Source organism: Shewanella hanedai (assembly GCF_007197645.1).
GTDB classification, from domain to species: Bacteria; Pseudomonadota; Gammaproteobacteria; order Enterobacterales; family Shewanellaceae; genus Shewanella; species Shewanella hanedai.
Genome location: NZ_VKGK01000040.1, coordinates 21,287 through 46,922, shown reverse-complemented (window position 1 = coordinate 46,922; position 25,636 = coordinate 21,287). Strand labels below are relative to the sequence as shown.

The 25,636-nt window shown below is 44.4% G+C and carries 22 protein-coding genes, 3 tRNA genes and 1 rRNA gene; 25 read left to right on the top strand and 1 reads right to left on the bottom strand.

The features are described from left to right. The 3 genes from rrf to birA form a co-directional block, all read left to right on the top strand. A 5S ribosomal RNA gene (rrf, locus tag FN961_RS26250) occupies positions 1 to 75 on the top strand; the annotation flags it as partial. Between the two features lie 572 nt (positions 76 to 647). Next, the gene (gene murB / locus FN961_RS22520; RefSeq protein WP_144042403.1) at positions 648 to 1,679 is read left to right on the top strand and encodes a UDP-N-acetylmuramate dehydrogenase; all 1,032 of its coding nucleotides are present in this window, start codon (positions 648 to 650) and stop codon (positions 1,677 to 1,679) included. Then, on the top strand, positions 1,672 to 2,634 hold the full coding sequence (gene birA / locus FN961_RS22515) for a bifunctional biotin--[acetyl-CoA-carboxylase] ligase/biotin operon repressor BirA (protein ID WP_144042402.1): 963 nt from the start codon (positions 1,672 to 1,674) through the stop codon (positions 2,632 to 2,634). The genes murB and birA overlap by 8 nt, the downstream gene beginning before the upstream one ends. 27 nt (positions 2,635 to 2,661) lie before the next feature. Here the strand turns inward: birA and coaA are convergent, their stop codons facing one another. Further along, the gene (gene coaA, locus FN961_RS22510) at positions 2,662 to 3,612 is read right to left on the bottom strand and encodes a type I pantothenate kinase (protein WP_144042401.1); all 951 of its coding nucleotides are present in this window, start codon (positions 3,610 to 3,612) and stop codon (positions 2,662 to 2,664) included. Positions 3,613 to 3,853: 241 nt separating this feature from the next. On the opposite strand from coaA, the gene FN961_RS22505 reads away from it, so the two are divergent. From FN961_RS22505 to rpsS, 22 genes are all read left to right on the top strand, one after another. After that, a tRNA-Thr gene (locus FN961_RS22505) sits at positions 3,854 to 3,929 on the top strand. Between the two features lie 7 nt (positions 3,930 to 3,936). Further along, positions 3,937 to 4,021 (top strand) — tRNA-Tyr (locus FN961_RS22500). Between the two features lie 34 nt (positions 4,022 to 4,055). Continuing rightward, a tRNA-Gly gene (locus FN961_RS22495) sits at positions 4,056 to 4,129 on the top strand. 187 nt (positions 4,130 to 4,316) lie between these two features. After that, positions 4,317 to 5,501: an elongation factor Tu gene (gene tuf, locus FN961_RS22490; protein ID WP_144042400.1), complete on the top strand. Its 1,185-nt coding sequence runs from the start codon at positions 4,317 to 4,319 to the stop codon at positions 5,499 to 5,501. A gap of 263 nt (positions 5,502 to 5,764) precedes the next feature. Beyond that, on the top strand, positions 5,765 to 6,136 hold the full coding sequence (secE, locus tag FN961_RS22485) for a preprotein translocase subunit SecE (RefSeq protein WP_144042399.1): 372 nt from the start codon (positions 5,765 to 5,767) through the stop codon (positions 6,134 to 6,136). A 9-nt stretch (positions 6,137 to 6,145) separates the two neighbouring features. Next, positions 6,146 to 6,697, top strand: coding sequence for a transcription termination/antitermination protein NusG (nusG, locus tag FN961_RS22480; RefSeq protein ID WP_144042398.1), 552 nt, complete (start codon positions 6,146 to 6,148; stop codon positions 6,695 to 6,697). Positions 6,698 to 6,820: 123 nt separating this feature from the next. Continuing rightward, positions 6,821 to 7,249 (top strand): 50S ribosomal protein L11, encoded by a 429-nt coding sequence (gene rplK / locus FN961_RS22475; protein ID WP_144042397.1) that lies wholly within the window; start codon positions 6,821 to 6,823, stop codon positions 7,247 to 7,249. A 4-nt stretch (positions 7,250 to 7,253) separates the two neighbouring features. Further along, positions 7,254 to 7,955 carry a 50S ribosomal protein L1 gene (gene rplA, locus FN961_RS22470; protein WP_144042396.1) on the top strand — a complete coding sequence of 234 codons (702 nt, stop codon included), beginning with the start codon at positions 7,254 to 7,256 and terminating at the stop codon, positions 7,953 to 7,955. 258 nt (positions 7,956 to 8,213) lie between these two features. Further along, positions 8,214 to 8,714, top strand: coding sequence for a 50S ribosomal protein L10 (gene rplJ, locus FN961_RS22465; protein ID WP_144042395.1), 501 nt, complete (start codon positions 8,214 to 8,216; stop codon positions 8,712 to 8,714). A gap of 45 nt (positions 8,715 to 8,759) precedes the next feature. After that, on the top strand, positions 8,760 to 9,125 hold the full coding sequence (gene rplL, locus FN961_RS22460; RefSeq protein WP_144042394.1) for a 50S ribosomal protein L7/L12: 366 nt from the start codon (positions 8,760 to 8,762) through the stop codon (positions 9,123 to 9,125). Positions 9,126 to 9,362: 237 nt separating this feature from the next. Further along, positions 9,363 to 13,394 (top strand): DNA-directed RNA polymerase subunit beta, encoded by a 4,032-nt coding sequence (rpoB, locus tag FN961_RS22455; RefSeq protein WP_144042393.1) that lies wholly within the window; start codon positions 9,363 to 9,365, stop codon positions 13,392 to 13,394. 80 nt (positions 13,395 to 13,474) lie between these two features. Beyond that, complete coding sequence (gene rpoC, locus FN961_RS22450) at positions 13,475 to 17,695, top strand: DNA-directed RNA polymerase subunit beta' (protein ID WP_144042392.1); 4,221 nt, start codon at positions 13,475 to 13,477, stop codon at positions 17,693 to 17,695. 191 nt (positions 17,696 to 17,886) lie between these two features. Then, positions 17,887 to 18,261 (top strand): 30S ribosomal protein S12, encoded by a 375-nt coding sequence (rpsL, locus tag FN961_RS22445; protein ID WP_012327264.1) that lies wholly within the window; start codon positions 17,887 to 17,889, stop codon positions 18,259 to 18,261. 80 nt (positions 18,262 to 18,341) lie between these two features. Further along, positions 18,342 to 18,812, top strand: a complete 471-nt coding sequence (gene rpsG, locus FN961_RS22440; protein WP_144042391.1) for a 30S ribosomal protein S7 — start codon at positions 18,342 to 18,344, stop codon at positions 18,810 to 18,812. A 75-nt stretch (positions 18,813 to 18,887) separates the two neighbouring features. After that, on the top strand, positions 18,888 to 20,984 hold the full coding sequence (gene fusA, locus FN961_RS22435; protein ID WP_144042390.1) for an elongation factor G: 2,097 nt from the start codon (positions 18,888 to 18,890) through the stop codon (positions 20,982 to 20,984). 78 nt (positions 20,985 to 21,062) lie between these two features. Further along, a complete protein-coding gene (gene tuf, locus FN961_RS22430) occupies positions 21,063 to 22,247 on the top strand; it encodes an elongation factor Tu (RefSeq protein ID WP_144042389.1) in 1,185 nt (394 codons plus the stop codon). 361 nt (positions 22,248 to 22,608) lie between these two features. Further along, positions 22,609 to 22,920, top strand: coding sequence for a 30S ribosomal protein S10 (gene rpsJ / locus FN961_RS22425; RefSeq protein ID WP_005503530.1), 312 nt, complete (start codon positions 22,609 to 22,611; stop codon positions 22,918 to 22,920). Between the two features lie 24 nt (positions 22,921 to 22,944). After that, the gene (gene rplC / locus FN961_RS22420) at positions 22,945 to 23,583 is read left to right on the top strand and encodes a 50S ribosomal protein L3 (protein WP_144042388.1); all 639 of its coding nucleotides are present in this window, start codon (positions 22,945 to 22,947) and stop codon (positions 23,581 to 23,583) included. 16 nt (positions 23,584 to 23,599) lie between these two features. Then, entirely contained in the window at positions 23,600 to 24,205 is a 606-nt protein-coding gene (rplD, locus tag FN961_RS22415; protein WP_013053418.1) for a 50S ribosomal protein L4, read from the top strand. Next, entirely contained in the window at positions 24,202 to 24,501 is a 300-nt protein-coding gene (rplW, locus tag FN961_RS22410; protein ID WP_144042387.1) for a 50S ribosomal protein L23, read from the top strand. The genes rplD and rplW overlap by 4 nt, the downstream gene beginning before the upstream one ends. A gap of 16 nt (positions 24,502 to 24,517) precedes the next feature. Further along, the gene (gene rplB, locus FN961_RS22405) at positions 24,518 to 25,345 is read left to right on the top strand and encodes a 50S ribosomal protein L2 (RefSeq protein ID WP_144042386.1); all 828 of its coding nucleotides are present in this window, start codon (positions 24,518 to 24,520) and stop codon (positions 25,343 to 25,345) included. Between the two features lie 11 nt (positions 25,346 to 25,356). After that, complete coding sequence (gene rpsS, locus FN961_RS22400) at positions 25,357 to 25,635, top strand: 30S ribosomal protein S19 (protein ID WP_006083596.1); 279 nt, start codon at positions 25,357 to 25,359, stop codon at positions 25,633 to 25,635. Position 25,636 lies beyond the last annotated feature (1 nt).

The window sequence follows — 25,636 nt, the reverse complement described above, 5'->3', positions numbered from 1 at the left end:
GAACTCAGAAGTGAAACGCAATCGCGCCGATGGTAGTGTGGGGTCTCCCCATGTGAGAGTAGGTCATTTCCAGGCGCCTATTTAAGTGACAAAGCCACCTTATTAAGGTGGCTTTTTTGCGCTTGGGATTTTAAAAGTTTGAAACTTCATTTTCCGTATCGAATTTATTGCAGACAGGTGGCTTATCCACTTAAGCACGTACGTGCAATGCCTACCTCGATGTCAATCCGCCGCTAAGCGGGCTCCCCAGCTTCGAAGACAAGCTTCTCGGCGCTACACTACTGCAATGCACTACGTACATTAAGCGCAGTATCTTCGCCCCCATGTGTCCCCTTCGGGGATAATAAAGAGTAGGGCGAATATTGCGATAGCGATGTGCTTATGAGCGCGAAGCTTTAGCGTAGCTGGCCATGACAGGCGTCTATTTAGTATTTAAGCAGCGGGCTTTTTTACGCCTGCAATTTGTTATTTCCAGGCGCACTCCTGATTTAACAGTAGAGAAGCCACTTTATTAGGAGGCCTTTGTAGCAGGATAGAGATTCTGGTTTAATCTCTGTTGGCTTATGTGTCAGAATTTAGCCTGCTAATATTTTCTCTTCGGGAAATGCGTTACAATAGTGCTTTTAGATTTGAAGCTAATCTCTCTTATGCTCGCTGAACAATTCCATTCTTTGAAGGCTTACAATACTTTTGCGATTGACCAAGGGTGTATTTCGATCATTGAAGTAGACTCGAAGCAGGCGTTAATTCAGTCTTGCCTTTGGCTATATCAGGAACAAAAACCATTTCTTCTGCTTGGCGGCGGCAGTAATATCTTACTGACTGAAGATTATCTGGGTTCAGTTGTACACATCTTGACTAAAGGAATAGAAGTCAAAGATGATGGCGAAAGCTATCTAGTGGCAGTTGAAGCGGGTGAAAATTGGCACGAATTGGTCAAACACTGCTTAAGGCTTGGTATTGGTGGCTTAGAGAATCTGGCCCTCATTCCTGGAACGGTTGGTGCCGCACCTATTCAAAATATTGGTGCGTATGGTGTCGAGTTTGAAAATGTATGTGATTGGGTCGAATATCTCGATCTTTCTGACGGTAAATTAAAGCGATTAAGTGCTGCAGAGTGCCGTTTTAGTTACCGTGACTCGATTTTCAAAGCTGAGCTTAAAGGTCTTGCTGTGATCACTTCGGTAGGCTTTAAGTTCAGTAAAGTATGGCAACCTAAATTAGGCTATGGCCCATTACAAAAACTTGATAGTAAAACCGTGACGCCTTCACAAGTCTTTGATTGTATTTGTGAGACGAGAATGTCAAAACTTCCCGATCCTAAGGTACTAGGTAACGCTGGCAGTTTTTTTAAAAACCCGATTATTACCGATGAACAGTTTCTGATACTACAAGAACAGTACCCAAGCATTGTTGGTTATCCTGTCGATAGTGGCGTTAAGTTAGCGGCTGGCTGGTTAATTGATCATGCTGGACTTAAAGGTTTTTCGATAGGTAAGGCGGCGGTACATGAGCAACAAGCTTTAGTATTGGTCAACACTGGGGAGGCGACAGGAGATGATGTTGCACGCCTAGCAAGGTATATTATTGAGAAGATCTCCACTCAGTTTGCTGTCAAGTTAGAAGCTGAGCCGAGGGTTATTGGCGCATATGGCGAAAAGGAACTGATAGATGGTTGAGCAGTGGCAACGTAAAAGAGAAATTTTATTGGCACTCGATTCTGAGCAGTTTGTGTCGGGCGAAAGTTTAGCTTCTCAGCTGGGAGTATCGAGAACGGCGATAAGCAATCACATTAGTACGTTAGAAGAGTATGGTGTTGATATCTTCAGTGTTAAAGGCAAGGGCTATAAGCTTGCTAATTCACTTTCTTTGATTGATGAAGCGCAATTGAAGAGCGCGATTACACAACGATGTTTCTATTATAATGAGATCCCGAGCACTAATGCCTTTTTGCTTAAGCACTCTGAGGAGTTATCTTCAGGTGATATCTGTATCGCAGAATACCAATCTGCAGGACGAGGCCGAAGAGGCCGTACATGGGTTTCTCCTTACGGATGTCACTTATACTGTTCTATGTATTGGAACTTACCGCAAGGGATGGCACAGGCAACAGGCTTGAGTTTGGTCGTTGCTTGCTCTTTAGTGAAAGTATTGAACAGTTTTAATATAGAGGGGCTTGGTGTTAAGTGGCCTAATGATATTTATCTGGATAATAAAAAGCTTGCCGGTGTGTTGGTTGAGATGAATGGTCAGGCGGGTATTGAATGCCATCTAGTGATTGGTATCGGTATAAATATGTCTATGTCTAAGTCTCAGGGAGATAAGATAGATCAACCCTGGAGCGATCTCTCTCAAAGTCGTTCATTACCGAGCAAAACCGAACTGGCAACGGCATTACAACATCAACTTTATGAAGACCTTACTTTGTTTGAAAAAGAGGGCTTATCTGCATTCCTAGCTCGCTGGAAGCAAGTTGATATTTTTGATGGTGAAAAAGTGAAGTTATTACTAGGCGATAAGTGTATTGATGGAGTCTGTCAGGGGATAGATGAAACAGGGTCAATTTTATTGAAAACTGACAAGGGAATAGAAGCCTTTGTCGGAGGTGAGATAAGCCTAAGAAGCGCAACTTAAAGGTATTTAAGCAACGCTTCGATTATATTACTTACGCAGCAATACTTGGCTCATTAAGTGATCATCGCCTTTTTGTAAAATCAAATGGGCACGATCACGGGTCGGCTCTATATTCAGTTTTAGGTTAGGGCCGTTGATACTATCCCAAATGTTTGCTGCTGTATGTCGCGCTTCTGCATCATTAAGTTTTGAATAGTGGTGAAAATAAGATTTTTCATCACTAAAAGCGCCACCTCGGAATTGCAAAAACCTATCTATATACCACTTCTTTAATAACTGCTCTTGAGCGTCAACATAAACAGAGAAGTCGACAAAGTCTGATACGAAGGGTTGCTGAATACCAACAGCAGCATCTTGACCCGTTTGAAGTACATTTAAGCCTTCTATGATCAAAATATCTGGTTGCTCGATTGCTTGATGCTGATCAGTGATTCGGTCATAGCTAACATGTGAATAAAGCGGAGCTTCTACATAAGGGTTGCCAGCTTTAATATTCGAAATGAATTCAACTAGCATTTTCATATCATAGCTTTCAGGAAAACCTTTACGTTGTAATAGTCCCCGACGCTTTAATTCTGCTAATGGGTATAGGAAGCCATCTGTGGTGACAAGATCGACCCTAGGGTGTTCTGGCCATTGGCTTAAAAGAGCCTGCAATATACGCGCTGTGGTACTTTTACCCACAGCGACACTGCCAGCAATACTGATAATATAAGGACGCTTAGGTGGCGTTCTGCTCAAAAACTCGTTGAGTACTACACCACTTTTCTGTCTAGAACCCACGATCAGGTTGAGTAAGCGGCTAAGGGGGAGGTAGATATCCGTTACTTCAGTTAAAGATAGCTTTTCGTTTATACCTTTAAGATCAGCAAGCTCTGGTTCACTTAATGTTAAAGGTACCGATTCTCTTAATTCGGCCCACTGCGATCTTTGAAATGCTAAATAAAGTGCAGAGTGAATTTGATTTCCGGATGTCATTGATTTTCTCTCCTGTGAGGAGGCACATTACACTAACGAATAATTTTGAACAATCAGAAAGATAATTTTGAACTGGATGTATTTAGTTTGTCTGTTTGCGCGGTGGAATAATAAACGTAAAGCTGTTTTTGTAAGCGAAAAAACAAATAATATCGTTTTTTTCATTTTTTTTTCATTTTTTTTGTATTTTGCTATTGCACTTGTGCCGACATTTCCATAATATCCGCTACCGAAATGACACGCCGGCATAGCTCAGTTGGTAGAGCAACTGACTTGTAATCAGTAGGTCCCGAGTTCGACTCTTGGTGCCGGCACCATTTCCCTGGAGGGGTTCCCGAGTGGCCAAAGGGATCAGACTGTAAATCTGACGGCTCAGCCTTCGAAGGTTCGAATCCTTCTCCCTCCACCATATTCTAAGTAGTTAGGTAGCCTTAGTAGGTTGCGCGGATGTCGTATAATGGTATTACTCCAGCCTTCCAAGCTGATAACGCGGGTTCGATTCCCGCCATCCGCTCCAATATTCGCTGATAGCACTCACTAAAGAGTGCCCCCTGAAAAGGGGTTAGGTTATTAAATACTGCCCTTTCAGCGTTAACCTGTTAAAATCCTAAATACAAAAAATTAATCGATTCGATGCCTTTAACTGCATCGGATTTTTTGTTGTACGCGGTTTCATCACCAAGTTATCTAATTGGGGCAATACCATGGCTAAAGAAAAATTTGAACGTAATAAACCACATGTAAACGTTGGTACTATCGGTCACGTTGACCATGGTAAAACTACGCTTACTGCTGCTATTTCTGCAGTTCTTGCAAAAACGTACGGTGGTGAAGTAAGAAACTTCGCACAAATCGATAACGCTCCAGAAGAGCGTGAGCGCGGTATTACAATTAATACTTCTCACATCGAATATGACACACCTGCACGTCACTACGCACACGTAGATTGTCCTGGTCACGCCGATTATGTTAAAAACATGATCACTGGTGCTGCTCAAATGGATGGCGCGATTCTAGTAGTTGCTTCTACAGATGGTCCAATGCCACAGACTCGTGAGCACATCCTGCTTTCTCGTCAGGTTGGCGTTCCATTCATCATCGTATTCATGAACAAGTGTGACATGGTTGATGACGAAGAGCTTCTTGAGCTAGTAGAAATGGAAGTTCGTGAACTTCTTTCTGAATATGACTTCCCAGGTGATGACTTACCAGTTATCCAAGGTTCTGCTCTTAAAGCCCTTGAAGGCGAAGCAGAATGGGAAGCTAAGATCATTGAACTAGCTGACGCTCTAGATAACTACATCCCAGAGCCAGAGCGTGCTATTGATGGTGCATTCATTCTTCCAATCGAAGATGTTTTCTCAATCTCAGGCCGTGGTACAGTTGTTACTGGTCGTGTAGAGCGTGGTATCATCAGAGTTGGTGAAGAAGTAGAAATCATTGGTATCAAAGATACAACTAAGACTACTTGTACTGGTGTTGAAATGTTCCGTAAGCTGCTTGACGAAGGTCGTGCAGGCGAGAACTGTGGTGTTCTTCTACGTGGTACTAAGCGTGAAGATGTTGAACGTGGTCAAGTACTCGCTAAGCCTGGTTCAATCACTCCACACACTACTTTCCAGTCAGAAATCTATGTTCTGTCTAAAGAAGAAGGCGGACGTCACACTCCATTCTTCAAAGGTTACCGTCCACAGTTCTACTTCCGTACAACAGACGTAACCGGTACTATCGAATTGCCAGAAGGCGTTGAGATGGTAATGCCTGGTGATAACGTACAGATGACTGTCACGTTGATCTGCCCAATCGCGATGGATGAAGGTTTACGCTTCGCTATCCGTGAAGGTGGCCGTACAGTAGGTGCTGGTGTTGTAGCTAAGATCATCGCTTAATCGCGATTACTCTTACTAAACATCCTAAAAGGAAGCTTCGGCTTCCTTTTTTGTTTTTTTACACATATTCTGACCTAGGCCTTGCTTGCATTCTTGCTTAGTCGTCAGAATAAGAATACAATCTATGGCCGATTTTTGACCCTCTGCACTCACCCTAAAAGTAAAATTAAGTGTGGGTTCGGAATACTTAGTGGCTTGATGCGTTCACTTGTAACCATCAGCTAAACGCAAGCTCAGGTCGTAGTGAGTAACGGAACTAACCGATGACAACAAATACTGAAAGCCAGAGTAATTCTCTGGATATCGTTAAGTGGGCCCTAGTCGTTATTTTGTTGGCTGCCGCTGTTGTGGGCAACCAAATGTATAGCGAAGAAAGTGTTTTAGTTCGCGCAATCAGTGTAGTAGTAGCTTTTGTTATTGCTGGATTCATTGCTTTGCAAACTGAGAAAGGCAAGCAAGCTTTAAGCTTTGCTCGTGAAGCACAGATTGAAGTACGTAAGGTAGTTTGGCCTACGCGTCAAGAAGCTCTCAATACAACATTTATTGTATTGGCGGCGACCGGTGTACTAGCGTTAATCCTTTGGGGAATGGACGCGGTATTACTGAGAATTGTTAATTTTATTACTGGCGTATAGGCATTTCGAATGACTGAAGCAACTGAAGCTAAAAAAAGATGGTACGTAGTCCAGGCATTTTCTGGTTATGAAGGCCGTGTCACTAAAACTCTGCATGAATATATTCAGATGCACAGCATGGAACACTATTTCGGTGAAATATTGGTCCCTACAGAAGAAATCGTAGAGATGCGCGCCGGTCAACGCCGTAAGAGTGAACGTAAGTTTTTCCCTGGTTACGTATTAGTCCAGATGGAAATGAACGATGAAAGCTGGCACCTAGTAAAGAGCATCCCACGTGTAATGGGCTTTATTGGTGGCACATCAGATCGTCCAGCTCCAATCTCTGATAAAGAAGCTGATGCAATTCTTCAGCGCTTACAAGAGACTACAGAGACTCCAACTCATCGCGTTATTTTTGAACCAGGTGAAGTTGTACGTGTTACTGACGGGCCATTTGCTGACTTCAACGGTACCGTTGAAGAGGTTGATTATGAGAAGAATCGCGTTAAGGTTTCTGTCATGATCTTCGGTCGTTCTACACCTGTAGAGCTAGACTTCGGTCAGATCGAAAAAAGCTGATTAAAATAAGCACAAAAAATATTTGACTGGGTGCAGATTTGTAGTAGAATCTGCACCCATTATTTTCGGGGAGCTAGCAGACATTTTGTCGATAGCGTTTGAACCCATACTGAGGAAATACTCATGGCTAAGAAAGTTGATGGCTACATCAAGCTACAAGTAGCAGCCGGTGCTGCAAACCCGTCGCCACCAGTCGGACCTGCGTTAGGTCAGAAAGGTGTTAACATCATGGAATTCTGTAAAGCATTCAACGCTCGTACTGAAAAGTTCGAGAAAGGTATGCCAATTCCTGTTGTTATCACTGTATACAGTGACCGTTCTTTCACTTTTGAAACTAAGACACCACCTGCATCTTTCCTACTGCTTAAAGCAGCGGGTCTGAAGTCTGGTTCTGGCCGTCCTAACACAGATAAAGTGGGAACTATCAAGCGTAGCGCTGTTCAGGAAATTGCTGAAACTAAAGCGTCTGACATGACTGGTGCTGATATTGAAGCGATGACTCGCTCAATTGAAGGTACTGCGCGTTCAATGGGTTTGGTAGTAGAGGATTAATATTATGGCAAAGCTAAGTAAACGCGCTCGTTTGATCCGCGAAAAAGTAGAAGTAACAAAAAGCTACGATATCAATGAAGCTATTACACTTTTAAAAGAGCTAGCTACTGCTAAGTTCGTAGAAAGTGTTGATGTTGCTGTAAACCTTGGTGTTGATCCTCGTAAATCTGATCAAAACGTGCGTGGTGCTACTGTACTGCCACACGGTACTGGTCGTGATGTACGTGTTGCTGTATTCACACAAGGCGCTAACGCTGAAGCTGCTATCGCTGCTGGTGCTGAGCTAGTTGGTATGGATGAGCTAGCTGCACAGGTTAAAGCTGGCGAAATGAACTTCGACGTAGTTATTGCTTCTCCTGATGCAATGCGTGTTGTTGGTCAACTTGGTCAAATCTTAGGCCCACGTGGTCTAATGCCTAACCCAAAGACTGGCACTGTAACGCCTAACGTTGCTGAAGCAGTTAAGAATGCTAAAGCTGGTCAGGTTCGCTACCGTACAGACAAGAATGGCATCATCCACACTACTATTGGTAAAGTGGATTTTGACAATGCAAATCTTAAAGAAAACTTAGAAGCACTAATTAGTGCTCTAGTGAAGGCTAAGCCGTCTTCAGCTAAAGGTATTTTCCTTAAGAAGATCAGCATCTCTACCACTATGGGTGCAGGTGTTGCGATTGATCAAGCTACTTTAGCTAAAGCAATCTAAGTTTTACAAAGTGTGCGTATTAATTTATAATGCGCGCACCTTGTGGGTTGGGACTTATTTTCTATCACTTAGTGATTCAAAATAGGCTTCCGTCCAAGACCGTAGGTGTTAGCCACGAGTTAACTTAATTTCCTACGTAGACGGTGTCGGACCCCAGAAATTTTTTTACTGGATAAGCACCGTAAGTAGCTAAGTATTTAGATATTTAGCATGGTAATTGCTAGGGAATTCCCTAGATAGAATCCAGGAGTATAGCCAATGGCATTAGGACTCGAAGACAAAAAAGCGATTGTTGCTGAAGTCAACGAAGCTGCCAAAGGTGCTTTATCTGCAGTTGTCGCCGATTCTCGCGGTGTAACTGTAGGTGAAATGACCGGTCTGCGTAGAGCAGCTCGTGAAGCAGGAGTTTACATTCGTGTTGTACGTAACACTCTTGTTAAGCGCGCAGTTGAAGGTACTGATTTTGAGTGCCTTAGCGAAACGTTTACTGGTCCTACTTTAATCGCATTTTCTCAAGAGCACCCAGGTGCAGCAGCGCGTCTTCTTAAAGATTTCGCAAAAGCACAAGAGAAGTTTGAAATTAAAGCAGCAGCCTTTGAAGGGACTTTAATCCCTGCAGCCGATATTGATCGTTTAGCGAAATTGCCAACGTACGACGAAGCACTAGCTCAGTTGATGATGACTATGAAAGAAGCATCTGCTGGCAAATTCGTACGTACTCTGGCCGCACTTCGCGATCAAAAAGAAGAAGCAGCTTAAGTTTTTACTTGCTGCCTAAATTCAGAACAATAGGAATTTTTTGTTATGTCTATCACTAAAGACCAAATCTTAGAAGCCTTTGCAGCTATGTCTGTAATGGAAGTTGTTGAACTAATCGAAGCAATGGAAGAGAAGTTCGGCGTATCTGCTGCAGCTGCTGTTGTTGCTGGCGGCGCTGACGCTGCAGTTGCTGAAGAGCAAACTGAATTTGACGTTATGATGACTTCATTCGGTGCTAACAAAGTTGCTGTAATTAAAGCTCTTCGTGCTGCTACAGGTCTAGGCCTGAAAGAAGCTAAAGCTATGGCTGAATCTGCTCCAGTAGCAGTTAAAGAAGCTATCAGCAAAGAAGAAGCAGAAGCACTTAAAACTGATCTTGAAGCAGCTGGTGCTGCAGTAGAGATCAAGTAAGTTATATTTTAACTTACTAACCTGAGTAATCAGGTGTGGGCTGGCGGTTTTTTAACCGTCGGCCTTTTTTGCGCTGTATGCGCAGGCGATTTTTTTTTCACCGTTTATCGCCAGATTTTGCAGTTCCTAGCAGAGATTACTGGTTAGGTTCTTGCCATCAACGGTGATGGGCAAACGTGCTGTTTCAATCATACGATTGGTTCAGTCTTGGTCACATCTCGCAATCAGAGGAAACCCATGGTTTACTCCTATTCTGAAAAGAAGCGTATTCGCAAAGATTTTGGTAAACGTCCACAAGTTTTGGATATTCCATATCTTTTGTCTATACAGTTGGACTCATTTAAAAAGTTCACGGATCAAGATCCTACAGGTGAGCGTGGTTTTGAAGCCGCTTTCCGTAGCGTTTTTCCCATCAAAAGTTTTTCTGGTAATTCAGAACTACAGTACGTTAGCTATAAGCTAGGCGAACCTGTTTTTGATGTGAAAGAGTGTCAAATCCGCGGTGTTACATACGCAGCTCCACTACGCGTTAAATTACGCATGGTTCTGTATGACCGTGAAGCGGCACCTGGAACAGTTAAAGACATTAAAGAACAAGAAGTTTACATGGGCGATATTCCCATGATGACTGACAACGGTACCTTTGTAATTAATGGTACTGAGCGTGTTATCGTATCTCAGTTACACCGTTCTCCTGGTGTATTCTTTGATCATGACCGCGGCAAGACTCACTCTTCAGGTAAGGTGCTTTATAACGCACGTATTATTCCTTACCGTGGTTCTTGGTTAGATTTTGAATTCGATCCTAAAGATGCGCTATTTGTACGTATTGACCGTCGTCGTAAACTTGCGGCTTCAATCATCTTACGTGCACTAGATTATTCTACTCAGGATATTTTGGATCTGTTCTTCGATCGCGTTAATTTCAAGATCAAGAAAGATTCATTAGTCATGGAACTTGTTGCAGAGCGCCTTCGTGGTGAAACTGCAAGCTACGATATTAAAGATAGTGATGGTTCAATCATCGTTGAGAAAGGACGTCGTATTACTGCACGTCATATTCGTCAACTTGAGAAGAGCAATACTACTGAGCTAGAAGTACCAGTAGACTACATCGTAGGTAAGATTTCTGGTCAAGACTATATCGATCCTGATACAGGTGAAGTATTAGTTTCTGCTAACGCAGAATTGACGCTTGAAGATCTTGCTAAGCTTTCTTTGGCTGGCAATAAAGAGATAAGCACACTGTATATCAATGAACTTGATAACGGTGCTTACATGTCAGATACGCTACGTATTGATTCTACAACTAACCGCCTTGAAGCATTAGTTGAAATCTATCGTATGATGCGTCCTGGCGAGCCACCAACCAAAGATGCGGCAGAAGCCCTATTCCAGAACTTGTTCTTCAGCGAAGAGCGTTATGACCTGTCTAAAGTTGGTCGTATGAAGTTCAACCGTCGTCTCGGTATCGATGATGACGAAGGTACAGGCATTCTATCTAAAGAAGATATCGTTGCTGTAATGAAGAACATCATCACTATCCGTAACGGTAATGATGAAGTTGATGATATCGATCACTTGGGTAACCGTCGTATCCGTAGTGTTGGTGAAATGGCTGAAAACCAGTTCCGTGTAGGTCTAGTTCGAGTAGAACGTGCCGTACGTGAGCGTTTAAGTCTTGGTGATCTTAATGAGCTTATGCCACAAGATCTGATCAATGCTAAGCCAATTTCTGCTGCAGTCAAAGAGTTCTTCGGTTCTTCTCAGCTGTCACAGTTTATGGATCAAAACAACCCACTTTCAGAAGTGACTCACAAGCGTCGTATTTCGGCTCTTGGTCCTGGTGGTTTGACTCGTGAACGTGCTGGTTTCGAAGTGCGAGATGTACACCCAACTCACTACGGTCGTTTATGTCCAATTGAGACCCCTGAAGGTCCAAACATTGGTCTAATTAACTCGTTAGCAAGTTTTGCACGTACTAACTCTTATGGTTTCCTTGAAACACCTTACCGCAAGGTAATTGAGGGTGTGGTTACTGATCAGGTCGATTACCTGTCAGCAATCGAAGAAGGCCGTTATGTTATTGCACAGGCTATCGTCGACTTAGATGAAAATGGCCGTATGTTGGACGAGCTCATTGCTTGTCGTCATAAAGGTGATTCTACCTTTATGGGTGCTGCCGATATCCAATATATGGATGTATCGCCACAGCAGATCATTTCAGTTGCAGCATCACTTATTCCGTTCCTAGAACACGATGATGCTAACCGTGCATTGATGGGTGCGAACATGCAACGTCAAGCAGTTCCTACATTGCGTGCTGATAAGCCGCTTGTTGGTACTGGTATTGAACGCACGCTAGCAGTCGATTCTGGTGTTGTTGTCGTTGCTAAGCGTGGTGGTCACATCGACTACGTAGACGCAAGCCGCATCGTTGTTAAGGTAAACGAGTCTGAGCTACACCCAGGTGAAGCCGGTATCGATATCTACAACCTGACTAAATACACGCGTTCTAACCAGAACACATGTATTAACCAGCGTCCTTGTTGTTCTATGGGTGATCCAGTTGTTACTGGTGATGTTCTAGCTGATGGTCCATCTACCGATTTAGGTGATTTGGCTCTTGGTCAGAACATGCGTATCGCGTTCATGCCTTGGAACGGTTACAACTTTGAGGATTCGATCCTTATCTCTGAGCGTGTAGCGATGGAAGATCGCTTTACGACTATCCACATTCAGGAGCTTTCTTGTATCGCTCGTGATACTAAGTTGGGTAGTGAAGAGATCACTGCTGATATTCCAAACGTTGGTGAGTCTGCGCTTTCTAAGCTAGATGAATCAGGTATCGTTTATATCGGTGCTGAAGTTAAGGGTGGCGACATCCTAGTTGGTAAAGTAACGCCTAAGGGTGAAACTCAGCTGACTCCAGAAGAGAAGCTCCTCCGGGCTATCTTCGGTGAGAAGGCCTCTGACGTTAAAGACAGTTCACTACGCGTACCTAACTCTGTTAAAGGTACTATCATCGACGTTCAGGTATTTACCCGTGACGGCGTTGAGAAAGATAAGCGTGCTGTTGAAATCGAAGAGATGCATGTTCGTCAAGCTAAGAAAGATTTGACTGAAGAGTTCCAAATCCTCGAAGAGGGTGTTTATGGACGTGCGCGTAACCTTCTACTCGCTGCTGGCTTCGAACAGGCTCAACTTGATGCTATGCCACGTTCTCATTTGCTTGTTCAAAGCATTGAAGACGAAGGTAAGCAGACTGAACTTGAGCAACTTGCCGAACAGCATGACGAACTTAAAGCAGATTTCGATAAGAAATTTGAAATTAAGCGTCGTAAGATCACTCAAGGTGATGACTTAGCACCTGGCGTATTGAAGATTGTTAAGGTTTACCTTGCAGTTAAACGTACTATCCAGCCTGGTGATAAGATGGCTGGTCGTCACGGTAACAAGGGTGTTATCTCTAAGATTAACCCTGTTGAAGACATGCCTTACGATGAGAATGGTAACCCAATCGACATCGTATTGAACCCGCTTGGTGTACCATCGCGTATGAACATCGGTCAGGTTCTTGAAGTGCACATGGGTGCTGCAGCTAAAGGTATCGGTGACAAGATCACTGCAATGCTTGAAGAGCAGCGCGAATTAGCAGAACTTCGTGGCTACATCAAAGAAGTTTATGAACTAGGTGATGAAGTGCAGCAGCGCGTCGACATCGATTCATTTACTGATGATGAAGTTGTTCGTCTTGCTAAGAACCTGAAAGGTGGTATTCCTACTGCGACTCCAGCATTCGATGGCGCAAAAGAGAAAGAAATTAAGGAAATGCTAGCACTTGCTGGTCTTCCTACTTCTGGACAGCGTAAATTGTTTGATGGTCGTACTGGTGACCAGTTTGAGCGTGAAGTAACCGTTGGTTACATGTATATGCTTAAACTTAACCACTTGGTTGATGACAAGATGCATGCCCGTTCTACGGGTTCATACAGTCTCGTTACTCAGCAACCATTGGGCGGTAAAGCTCAGTTTGGTGGTCAGCGTTTCGGTGAGATGGAAGTTTGGGCACTAGAAGCATACGGTGCCGCTTATACGCTTCAAGAAATGCTAACAGTTAAATCTGATGACGTTAACGGTCGTACCAATATGTATAAGAATATTGTCGACGGTAACCACCAGATGCAACCAGGCATGCCAGAGTCGTTCAACGTATTGTTGAAGGAGATCCGTTCACTTGGTATTAATATCGAGTTGGATCAAGACTAAAACTAACTTAGGTTAGTTTGGCAATAAATTGGTGTCCTGCAATTGCAGGGCACCCGGTTTAACTCCTTCAGGAGAGAAACGTGAAAGACTTATTAAAGTTTCTGAAACAGCAAAGCAAGACCGAAGAATTCAACGGCATTAAGATCGGACTCGCGTCGCCAGATCTAATCCGTTCTTGGTCATTTGGTGAAGTTAAGAAGCCAGAAACCATTAACTACCGTACCTTTAAGCCTGAGCGTGAAGGCTTATTCTGTGCGCGTATTTTTGGACCAGTAAAAGATTACGAATGTTTATGCGGTAAGTATAAGCGTCTTAAGCACCGTGGTGTGATCTGTGAAAAGTGTGGCGTTGAAGTTACACAGACTAAAGTACGTCGTGAGCGTATGGGTCACATCGATCTTGCTAGCCCAGTTGCACACATTTGGTTCTTGAAGTCACTTCCGTCTCGCATCGGTTTGATGCTAGATATGACACTTCGTGATATCGAACGTGTACTTTACTTCGAATCTTTCGTAGTAATAGAGCCTGGCATGACCAGCCTTGAACGCGGCCAAATGTTGACAGAAGAAAACTATCTGGATGCATTAGAAGAGTACGGTGATGAATTCGAAGCTAAGATGGGTGCTGAAGCAGTTCTAGAATTGCTACGTGCTATCGAGCTTGAGAAAGAGATTGAAATGATGCGCGAAGAGTTGCCATCAATCAACTCTGAGACTCGTCGTAAGAAGATCACTAAGCGTCTTAAGCTTATTGAGGCTTTCTTCACTTCAGGCAACAAGCCTGAGTGGATGATCCTTAAAGTGCTTCCAGTACTGCCACCTGATTTACGCCCTCTAGTTCCACTAGATGGCGGACGTTTTGCTACGTCTGATCTTAACGACCTTTACCGTCGTGTGATTAACCGTAACAACCGTCTAAAGCGTCTGTTAGATCTAGCAGCTCCAGATATCATCGTACGTAACGAAAAGCGTATGTTGCAAGAATCTGTCGATGCGCTATTAGATAACGGTCGTCGTGGTCGTGCTATTACAGGTTCTAACAAGCGTCCACTTAAATCTTTGGCCGATATGATCAAAGGTAAGCAAGGTCGTTTCCGTCAGAACTTGCTAGGTAAGCGTGTGGATTACTCTGGTCGTTCGGTAATTACCGTAGGTCCAACACTTCGCTTACATCAGTGTGGTCTTCCTAAGAAGATGGCACTTGAGCTATTTAAGCCTTTCATCTATGGCAAGTTAGAAGGCCGTGGTTTAGCGACTACGATCAAAGCTGCTAAGAAGATGGTTGAGCGTGAAGTTCCTGAAGTTTGGGATGTTCTAGACGATGTTATTCGTGAACACCCAGTGATGCTTAACCGTGCACCAACACTGCACAGACTAGGTATCCAGGCATTTGAGCCAGTACTAATCGAAGGTAAAGCAATTCAGCTTCACCCATTGGTTTGTGCGGCATACAACGCCGACTTCGATGGTGACCAAATGGCTGTTCACGTGCCGCTAACGCTGGAAGCTCAGCTAGAAGCACGTTCGCTTATGATGTCTACCAACAACATCCTATCACCAGCAAACGGTGAGCCGGTTATCACACCGTCACAGGACGTTGTATTGGGTCTGTACTACACCAGCCGTATGTGCGTTAACGGTAAAGGTGAAGGTATGGCTTTTGAGTCTATCGACGAAGTCGAGAAGGCTTACCGTACTGGTTTTGCAGCTATTCATGCAAAAATCAAAGTACGTGTTACAGAAACTAATATCGCTGAAGATGGCGAGCGCAGTGAATCACGTCGTATCGTAGATACTACCGTTGGTCGTGCATTACTTTCTCGTATATTGCCAAAAGGTTTGTCATTTGATCTGGTTAACCAGAACATGGGCAAAAAGCAGATCTCTAAGCTATTGAACACTTGTTATCGTCAACTAGGTCTTAAAGATACTGTTATCTTCGCTGACCAATTGATGTATGCCGGTTTCCATTATGCAACTGTATCGGGTGCCTCTGTAGGTATCAACGATATGGTTATTCCAGATGAGAAGTACACACTAGTTGCTGACGCTGAAGCGGAAGTTCTTGAAATTCAAGAGCAGTTCCAATCAGGTCTTGTAACAGCTGGTGAGCGTTACAACAAAGTCATCGATATCTGGGCAAGTGCGAACGAGAAAGTTTCTAAAGCGATGATGGCTAACCTGTCTGTTGAGACAGTGATTAACCGCCACGGTGAAGAAGAAGAGCAAGAGTCATTCAACAGCATCTATATGATGGCTGACTCGGGCGCTCGTGGTAGTGCTGCACAGATCCGTCAGTTGGCGGGTATGCGTGGTCTGATGGCTAAACCAGATGGTTCAATCATCGAGACTCCAATTACAGCTAACTTCCGTGAAGGTCTAAACGTATCTCAATACTTTATCTCTACTCACGGTGCTCGTAAGGGTCTAGCGGATACGGCACTTAAAACGGCTAACTCGGGTTACCTGACTCGTCGTTTGGTTGATGTTGCGCAAGATCTTGTTGTAATCGAAGAAGATTGTGGCACGTTCGAAGGTCTAACAATGAAGCCTCTCATTGAGGGTGGTGATGTTGTTGAGCCGTTACGCGAACGCGTTCTTGGTCGTGTTGTTGCTCAAGATGTGTTTAAGCCTGGTACTGAAGAAGTGCTTGTGCCTCGTAACACTCTACTTGACGAAGCATGGTGTAACATCATCGAAGAGAACTCTATCGATGAAATGATTGTTCGTTCAGTCATTAGCTGTGATACAGACTTCGGTGTGTGTGCTGCTTGTTATGGTCGTGATTTGGCTCGTGGCCACATCATTAACCAAGGTGAAGCAATCGGTGTTGTTGCCGCTCAGTCAATTGGTGAGCCAGGTACACAGCTTACGATGCGTACATTCCACATTGGTGGTGCAGCATCTCGAGCGTCAGCTGAGAACAATGTTCAAGTTAAGAACCTTGGTACACTTAAGCTGCATAATGCTAAGCATGTTACTAACAGCGAAGGTAAGTTGGTTATCGTTTCTCGTTCTTCTGAGATTGCGATTATTGATGAACTTGGCCGTGAGAAAGAGCGCTACAGAGTACCTTACGGTACTATTCTTGAGAAATTGGAAGATGATGCTGTTGCAGCTGGCGATATTATCGCTAACTGGGATCCGCATACTCACCCAATCATCTCTGAAGTAGCGGGTAGTATTAAGTTCGTTGATATGATTGAAGGTGTAACTATTACACGTCAAACAGATGAACTAACGGGTCTGTCTTCTATTGTTGTGATGGAAGAAGGTCAACGTCCTAGTGCTGGTAAAGAGATGCGTCCTGCGATCTGTCTACTTGGCGCCGATGGCAATGACTTGATGATTCCGGGAACTGAAGTTCCTGCTCAATACTTCTTACCAGGTAGTGCGATTGTAAACCAAGACGATAATGCACCAATTAATGTTGGTGATGCGCTAGCGCGTATTCCACAAGAATCGTCAAAGACTCGTGATATTACCGGTGGTCTACCTCGCGTAGCCGATCTGTTTGAAGCGCGTAAGCCGAAAGAGCCAGCTATTCTTGCTGAGCACTCAGGTACAATCTCGTTTGGTAAAGAGACTAAGGGTAAGCGTCGTCTAGTTATCACACCAGCTGATGGTGGTGAGCACTACGAAGAGATGATCCCTAAGTGGCGTAACTTGAACGTGTTCGAAGGTGAAAAAGTCGAACGTGGTGAAGTTATTGCTGATGGTGCTGAAGCTGCGCATGATATTCTACGTCTACGTGGTATTCATAAAGTGGCTAACTATATCGTTAACGAAGTTCAAGACGTATACCGTCTTCAGGGCGTAAAAATTAACGATAAGCACATCGAAGTTATCATTCGTCAAATGCTGCGTAAGTGTGAAATCACTAATGCAGGTGACAGTGACTTCTTGGCGGGCGAACAAGCTGAAGTATCTCGTGTTAAGATCGCTAACCGCGAACTTGAAGCACAAGGTAAGCAGCCTGCAACGTTCACACGTGAGCTTCTTGGTATTACCAAGGCGTCTCTGGCTACTGAGTCATTTATCTCAGCAGCATCGTTCCAGGAAACCACACGCGTACTGACAGAAGCTGCAGTAGGTGGAAAGAGTGATAAACTTCGTGGTCTTAAAGAGAACGTGATCGTGGGTCGTTTGATCCCTGCTGGTACGGGTTACTCATACCATCAGAAGCGTAATGCTGCAGCAGCTGCTAAAGGCACTAAAGCCGAAGCCGCTCCAGTAATAAGCGCAAGTGAAGCTGAGCAAAACCTTGCTGATCTTCTCAATCTAGCTGGAAGTTCGGATTAATTTCGTGCTTCAAAAGTAAATAGATTGTAAAAAAGGCGCCTAAAGCGCCTTTTTTTTACTTTATATTGGTTAAAACTTGTCTATTTCTTGACAGATGAGCATTACCTTTCTAAAATTTCGCGTCCCACACCTGTGGGATATAGATTTTTCACACCTTACTGTTGAGTTTATCAACTGATTCGGAGCTATACATGGCAACTGTAAACCAGTTGGTACGTAAGCCTCGCGCGCCAAAAGTCGACAAGACTAATGTGCCTGCGTTGAATGCGTGTCCACAAAAACGTGGTGTTTGTACTCGCGTATATACAACCACACCAAAAAAACCTAACTCTGCACTACGTAAAGTAGCTCGTGTGCGTCTAACTAACGGTTTCGAAGTTACTTCGTACATCGGCGGTGAAGGCCACAACCTGCAGGAACACAGTGTAATCCTAATCCGTGGTGGTCGTGTTAAAGACTTACCGGGTGTGCGTTACCACACTGTTCGTGGCGCTTTAGATTGTGCTGGCGTAAGTGAACGTCGTCAAGGACGTTCAAAGTACGGTGCTAAGCGTCCTAAGTCTTAACGTTTTCCGTTAAGTAAGGCCAAGCTAGTTTATATTGAGATTCCAGTTTTGGGGTCCCTGAAGCATACGGAGAAATTGTTATGCCAAGACGTCGCGTTGTAGGACAACGTAAAATCCTACCAGATCCAAAGTTTAATAGTGAGTTGTTGGCTAAGTTCATCAACGTCATTATGCAGGACGGCAAAAAGTCGACTGCAGAAAAGATTATTTACAAGGCACTAGATACTGCTGCTGAAAAGAAAAGCGAAGAGCATCTAGTGATCCTTGAAGCAGCCCTGGACAACGTCCGTCCATCAGTCGAGGTTAAATCTCGTCGTGTTGGTGGTTCTACTTACCAGGTACCATGTGAAGTACGCCCAGTTCGTCGTAATGCATTGGGCATGCGTTGGTTGGTTGAAGCTGCACGTAAGCGTGGTGAAAAATCTATGGCTCTACGTCTAGCCGGTGAATTGCTAGACGCTTCAGAAAACAAAGGTACTGCTGTTAAGAAGCGCGAAGACGTGCATCGTATGGCAGAAGCAAACAAAGCGTTTGCTCATTACCGCTGGTAATCTGATGGAGCTGGCATTTGCCAGCTCCATATTCTACATCTCTAAGGCATTAGCCTTAGTTAAGAGGGTTTAAACGTGGCTCGTACAACTCCGATTGAGCGCTACCGAAATATTGGTATTTGCGCTCATGTTGACGCAGGAAAAACCACAACAACAGAACGAGTTCTGTTCTACACCGGTGTTTCTCATAAGATCGGTGAAGTTCATAATGGCGCAGCCACTATGGATTGGATGGAGCAGGAGCAGGAGCGTGGTATTACCATTACTTCTGCGGCAACGACTGCGTTCTGGAGTGGTATGGAAGCTCAGTATTCTGAGCACCGTATCAACATTATCGATACGCCCGGACACGTAGACTTCACCATTGAAGTTGAGCGTTCATTGCGTGTGCTCGATGGTGCAGTGGTTGTCTTCTGTGGCTCATCAGGTGTTGAACCACAATCTGAGACTGTTTGGCGTCAGGCTGATAAGTATCATGTACCACGTATCGTATTCGTCAATAAGATGGATCGTGCCGGTGCTGACTTTGATCGCGTGATTGAGCAGATCCGTAACCGTCTGGGAGCAACTTGTGTACCGGTTCAAATGAACATAGGTGCAGAAGAGAATTTCAAAGGTGTAATTGACCTGATTAAGATGAAGGCCATTAACTGGTCTGAAGATGATCACGGAACAACATTTACCTATGAAGATATTCCTGCAGAGCTTGCCGATAAGGCAGCTGAAATGCGTGAATATCTCGTTGAAGCAGCAGCAGAAGCGACTGATGAACTGATGGATAAGTACCTCGAAGAGGGCGAACTGTCAGAAGAAGAGATTAAAGCTGCACTGCGTAAACGAACTCTTGCTAACGAGATCGTACTTGCTACTTGTGGTTCTGCATTTAAGAACAAAGGTGTGCAAGCGGTACTCGATGCTGTTATCGATTACTTGCCATCTCCTGTTGAGGTCCATGCAATAAAGGGTCTTAACGAGAAAGAGGAAGACGTTTTTTGTCCTGCGGACGATGACGCACCTTTCGCTGCATTGGCATTTAAAATTGCTACAGACCCGTTTGTCGGAACGTTAACTTTTATACGCGTTTATTCGGGTGTATTAGAGACCGGGGCTGCCGTTTATAATTCAGTCAAAGAAAAGCGGGAACGCATAGGTCGTATGGTGCAGATGCATGCAAACGATCGCCAAGAGATTAAAGAAGTACGCGCTGGTGACATCGCGGCAGCTATTGGTCTTAAGGACGTGACTACGGGTGATACACTTTGCGACATTAGTCGAAAAGTCATCCTAGAGCGTATGGATTTCCCTGAGCCTGTTATCACGATAGCAGTTGAACCAAGATCTCAAGCCGATGAGCAAAAGATGGGAATCGCGTTGCAAAAACTTGCAGCAGAAGATCCTTCTTTCCGTGTTGAAACAGATCCTGAATCTGGGCAAACATTGATCTCCGGTATGGGTGAGTTACATTTAGACATTATCGTTGACCGTATGCGTCGCGAATTCGGTGTTAATTGTAACGTAGGTAAACCTCAAGTTGCCTATCGCGAAACTATTCGCTCCAGTGTAGAAGTCGAAGGTAAATTTGTACGTCAATCAGGCGGTCGAGGTCAATTCGGTCACGTATGGTTGAAGCTAGAGCCTCAAGAAGAAGGCTTTGGTTACGAATTTGTCAACGAGATTGTTGGTGGTTCTGTTCCAAAAGAATACATCCCATCAGTCGATAAAGGTATTCAAGAACAGATGAAGAGTGGCGTACTCGCTGGCTTTCCTCTCTTGGATGTAAAAGTTACTTTGTTCGATGGCTCATATCATGATGTGGACTCGAACGAAATGGCCTTTAAGGTTGCAGGTTCAATGGGTTTCAAAAAGGGTGCTCTAGAAGCTGACCCTGTACTATTAGAACCTTGCATGAAAGTCGAAGTGACAACACCTGAAAATCATATGGGTGATGTTGTCGGAGACTTAAACCGACGTCGTGGTTTGATCGAAGGTATGGACGACGGCATAGCCGGCGTTAAACTTGTTCACGCTACAGTGCCTCTATCTGAAATGTTTGGATATGCAACAGATTTGCGCTCAGCGACTCAGGGTCGTGCTTCTTACTCTATGGAGTTTTTGAAGTACTCTGATGCGCCGCAGAATGTTGCCAAAGCGGTTATTGACGCACGAGGCTAATTGCCCGTATTGTCGATACCTGTAAACTAAAATTGCTATTGCTCGGTCTATACCGAGCATTTCTGAAAGGAATATATTGTGGCTAAAGCTAAATTTGAACGCGTAAAACCGCACGTTAACGTTGGTACTATCGGACACGTTGACCATGGTAAAACAACGCTAACTGCTGCTATCTCAGCAGTACTTGCAAAAACATACGGTGGCGAAGTTCGTGATTTCGCACAAATCGATAACGCTCCAGAAGAGCGTGAGCGCGGTATTACAATTAATACTTCTCACATCGAATATGACACTCCAGCTCGTCACTACGCACACGTAGATTGTCCTGGTCACGCCGATTATGTTAAAAACATGATCACTGGTGCTGCTCAAATGGACGGCGCGATTCTAGTAGTTGCTTCTACAGATGGTCCAATGCCACAGACCCGTGAGCACATCCTGCTTTCTCGTCAGGTTGGTGTACCATTCATCATCGTATTCATGAACAAGTGTGACATGGTTGATGACGAAGAGCTTCTTGAGCTAGTTGAAATGGAAGTTCGTGAACTTCTTTCTGAATATGACTTCCCAGGTGATGACTTACCAGTTATCCAAGGTTCTGCTCTTAAAGCCCTTGAAGGCGAAGCAGAATGGGAAGCTAAGATCATTGAACTAGCTGACGCTCTAGATAACTACATCCCAGAGCCAGAGCGTGCTATTGATGGTGCATTCATTCTTCCAATCGAAGATGTTTTCTCAATCTCAGGCCGTGGTACAGTTGTTACTGGTCGTGTAGAGCGTGGTATCATCAGAGTTGGTGAAGAAGTAGAAATCATTGGTATCAAAGATACAACTAAGACTACTTGTACTGGTGTTGAAATGTTCCGTAAGCTGCTTGACGAAGGTCGTGCAGGCGAGAACTGTGGTGTTCTTCTACGTGGTACTAAGCGTGAAGATGTTGAACGTGGTCAAGTACTCGCTAAGCCTGGTTCAATCACTCCACACACTACTTTCCAGTCAGAAATCTATGTTCTGTCTAAAGAAGAAGGCGGACGTCACACTCCATTCTTCAAAGGTTACCGTCCACAGTTCTACTTCCGTACAACAGACGTAACCGGTACTATCGAATTGCCAGAAGGCGTTGAGATGGTAATGCCTGGTGATAACGTACAGATGACTGTCACGTTGATCTGCCCAATCGCGATGGATGAAGGTTTACGCTTCGCTATCCGTGAAGGTGGCCGTACAGTAGGTGCTGGTGTTGTAGCTAAGATCATCGCTTAATCGCGATTACTCTTAACTAACATCAAAAAAAGGAAGCTTCGGCTTCCTTTTTTTTATTTGTTTTTTTCGACAAGTTGCTGGCATATTAAGAAAAAAATCGTATAATGCCCGCCAGCAAAATATTGAGTTAATGGCCTATGTCGTTAATTCAAACAATGGGGTTGATCTGATGCTGAATATCAGTATAATACCTCCTCGCCTTAACCATTAGGCGAAATACTTTGTCTTGCCGTAAGGTTTGACGTTAAAAATACAGCGGCTCCGATTGTGAGTCGAACGGTTAAATCATCTCGCTCTGCTTTTCTAATATGAAGAAGCTAGAGGGTGATTTTTTATGTGTCCATTTTAGGAGCTCTGGTCAATGCAGAACCAAAGAATCCGTATCCGCTTAAAAGGATTTGATCATCGTCTGATCGATCAATCTACTGCGGAAATCGTTGAAACTGCTAAGCGTACAGGCGCACAGGTTCGTGGTCCAATTCCACTTCCAACGCGTAAAGAACGTTATACCATTTTGACTTCTCCACACGTTAATAAAGATGCGCGTGATCAGTACGAACTTCGTACTCATAAGCGTCTTGTTGATATCGTTGAGCCAACTGAAAAGACTGTAGATGCGCTTATGCGTCTTGATCTTGCTGCTGGTGTTGACGTTCAAATTAGCTTGGGTTAATTGAGCTTAGAAGAGGTTTGAGAGATGGCTATCGGTCTTATCGGTCGTAAAGTGGGTATGACACGCATCTTCACTGAAGATGGTGCTTCTATCCCAGTAACAGTAATTGAAATCGCAGCTAACCGCGTAACTCAGGTGAGAACCTTAGAGACTGACGGATACCGCGCTCTTCAAGTAACTACTGGTACTAAAAAAGCTAATCGCATCAATAAGCCAGAAGCAGGTCACTTTGCTAAGGCTGGCGTAGAAGCCGGTCGTGGTTTGTGGGAAGTGCGTTTGGCAGATGATGAAGGTGCTGACATTGTAGTCGGTGCTGAGCTAAATGTTGATATCTTCGCAGATGTTGCGAAAGTTGATGTAACTGGTCAATCTAAAGGTAAGGGCTTCCAAGGCGGTATTAAGCGCTGGAATTTCGCTACTCAAGATGCAACTCACGGTAACTCACTTTCACATAGATCCAACGGTTCTATTGGTCAAAACCAAACACCTGGTCGCGTTTTCAAAGGTAAGAAAATGTCAGGCCACATGGGTGCAGAGCGTGTTACCACTCAAAATCTAGACGTAATCCGTGTAGATGTTGAGCGTAACTTGCTATTGGTTAAGGGTGCTGTTCCGGGAGCCACAAATGGCAACCTGATCATCAAACCTGCCGTTAAAGCTTAGGTCTGAGGAGATAGTAATGGAATTGGTATTGAAAGACGCACAAAGTGCTCTTGAAGTTTCCGAAACTACCTTCGGCCGTGACTTTAATGAAGCACTGGTTCATCAGGTAGTTGTAGCATATGCTGCAAACGCGCGTCAGGGCACTCGTGCTCAGAAAACTCGCGCAGAAGTTATTGGTTCTGGCAAAAAGCCATGGCGCCAAAAAGGTACTGGCCGAGCTCGTGCCGGTACTGTTAAAGGCCCAATCTGGCGTGGCGGTGGCGTAACATTCGCTGCTAAAACACAAGACCATAGCCAAAAAGTTAACAAAAAGATGTACCGTGGAGCGCTGAAAAGCATTTTCTCTGAATTGGTACGTCAAGACCGTCTAATCGTGGTTGAGTCATTTACAGTTGAAGCTCCTAAAACTAAAGAGCTGAAAGCTAAATTGGCTGAAATGAACCTGGAAGACGTGTTGATTGTTACTCCAGAAATTGACGAGAACTTGTTCTTAGCTGCTCGTAACTTGTACAAAGTTGACGTTCGTGATGTTGCTGGTATTGATCCAGTTAGCCTTATCGCGTTCAACAAAGTACTAGTAACTGCCGATGCTGTTAAGCAAATCGAGGAGATGCTGGGATGATAAGCCAAGAACGTTTGCTAAAAGTTATTCTTGCACCGCATATCTCTGAAAAGAGTACTGTTTGTGCAGAAAATAACAACACGGTAGTTTTCCGTGTAGCTATAGACGCAACTAAAGCTGAAGTTAAAGCTGCAGTCGCTCAATTGTTCGAAGTTGAAGTTGATTCAGTTCGCACTCTAGTTAACAAAGGTAAGACCAAGCGTACCGGTGCCCGTATGGGTCGTCGTGTAGATTGGAAGAAAGCCTATGTTACTCTAGCTGCCGGTGCTGAAATCGATTTCGTCGGCGCTGAGTAAGCAAAGGAGAATTATCATGGCAATTATTAAGTGTAAGCCAACTTCTGCTGGTCGTCGCCACGTTGTTAAAGTGGTGAATACTGACCTGCATAAGGGTAAACCTTTTGCTGGGCTGTTGGCTAAGAAGTCAAAAAGTGGTGGCCGTAACAATACTGGCCGTATCACTGTTCGTCACATAGGTGGTGGACACAAGCAGCATTACCGTATTATGGATTTTAAACGAACCAAAGACGGTATTCCTGGAAAAGTTGAGCGTTTGGAATATGATCCAAACCGCACAGCTAACATCGCACTTGTTTTGTATGCTGATGGTGAGCGTCGTTATATTCTTGCCGCTAAAGGCATGAAAGCTGGTGATAAGATCCAGTCTGGTATCGATGCTGAAATCAAAGTGGGTAACGCTTTGCCATTACGCAACATCCCAGTAGGTAGTGTTGTACACGCAGTTGAAATGAAGCCTGGTAAAGGTGCTCAGATCGCTCGTTCAGCAGGTACTTATGTGCAAGTTGTTGCTCGTGATGGCGAATACGCTACTCTACGTCTTCGCTCTGGCGAAATGCGTAAAGTACCGGTTGATTGCCGCGCGACAATGGGTGAAGTTGGTAACGCCGAGCATATGCTACGCCAGTTAGGCAAAGCAGGTGCTAATCGCTGGAGAGGCATACGCCCTACAGTACGTGGTGTTGCAATGAACCCAGTAGACCATCCACATGGTGGTGGTGAAGGCCGTACTTCGGGTGGCCGTCATCCAGTATCTCCATGGGGTGTCCCAACTAAGGGTTATAAGACTCGTAGTAACAAACGCACCGACCAGTACATTGTACGTCGTCGCAATAAAAAGTAAGAGGATTCGCCATGCCACGTTCTCTCAAGAAAGGTCCATTCATTGACCTACACTTGCTGAAGAAGGTAGAGAAAGCGATGGAAGCGGGAGACAAGAAGCCTATTAAGACTTGGTCTCGTCGCTCTATGATCATCCCTAATATGATTGGGTTGACCATCGCTGTCCATAATGGTCGTCAGCACGTACCTGTGTTCGTAACTGACGAAATGATCGGCCACAAGCTTGGTGAGTTTTCACCAACGCGCACTTATCGCGGCCATGCTGCAGATAAGAAAGCGAAGAAGCGATAGA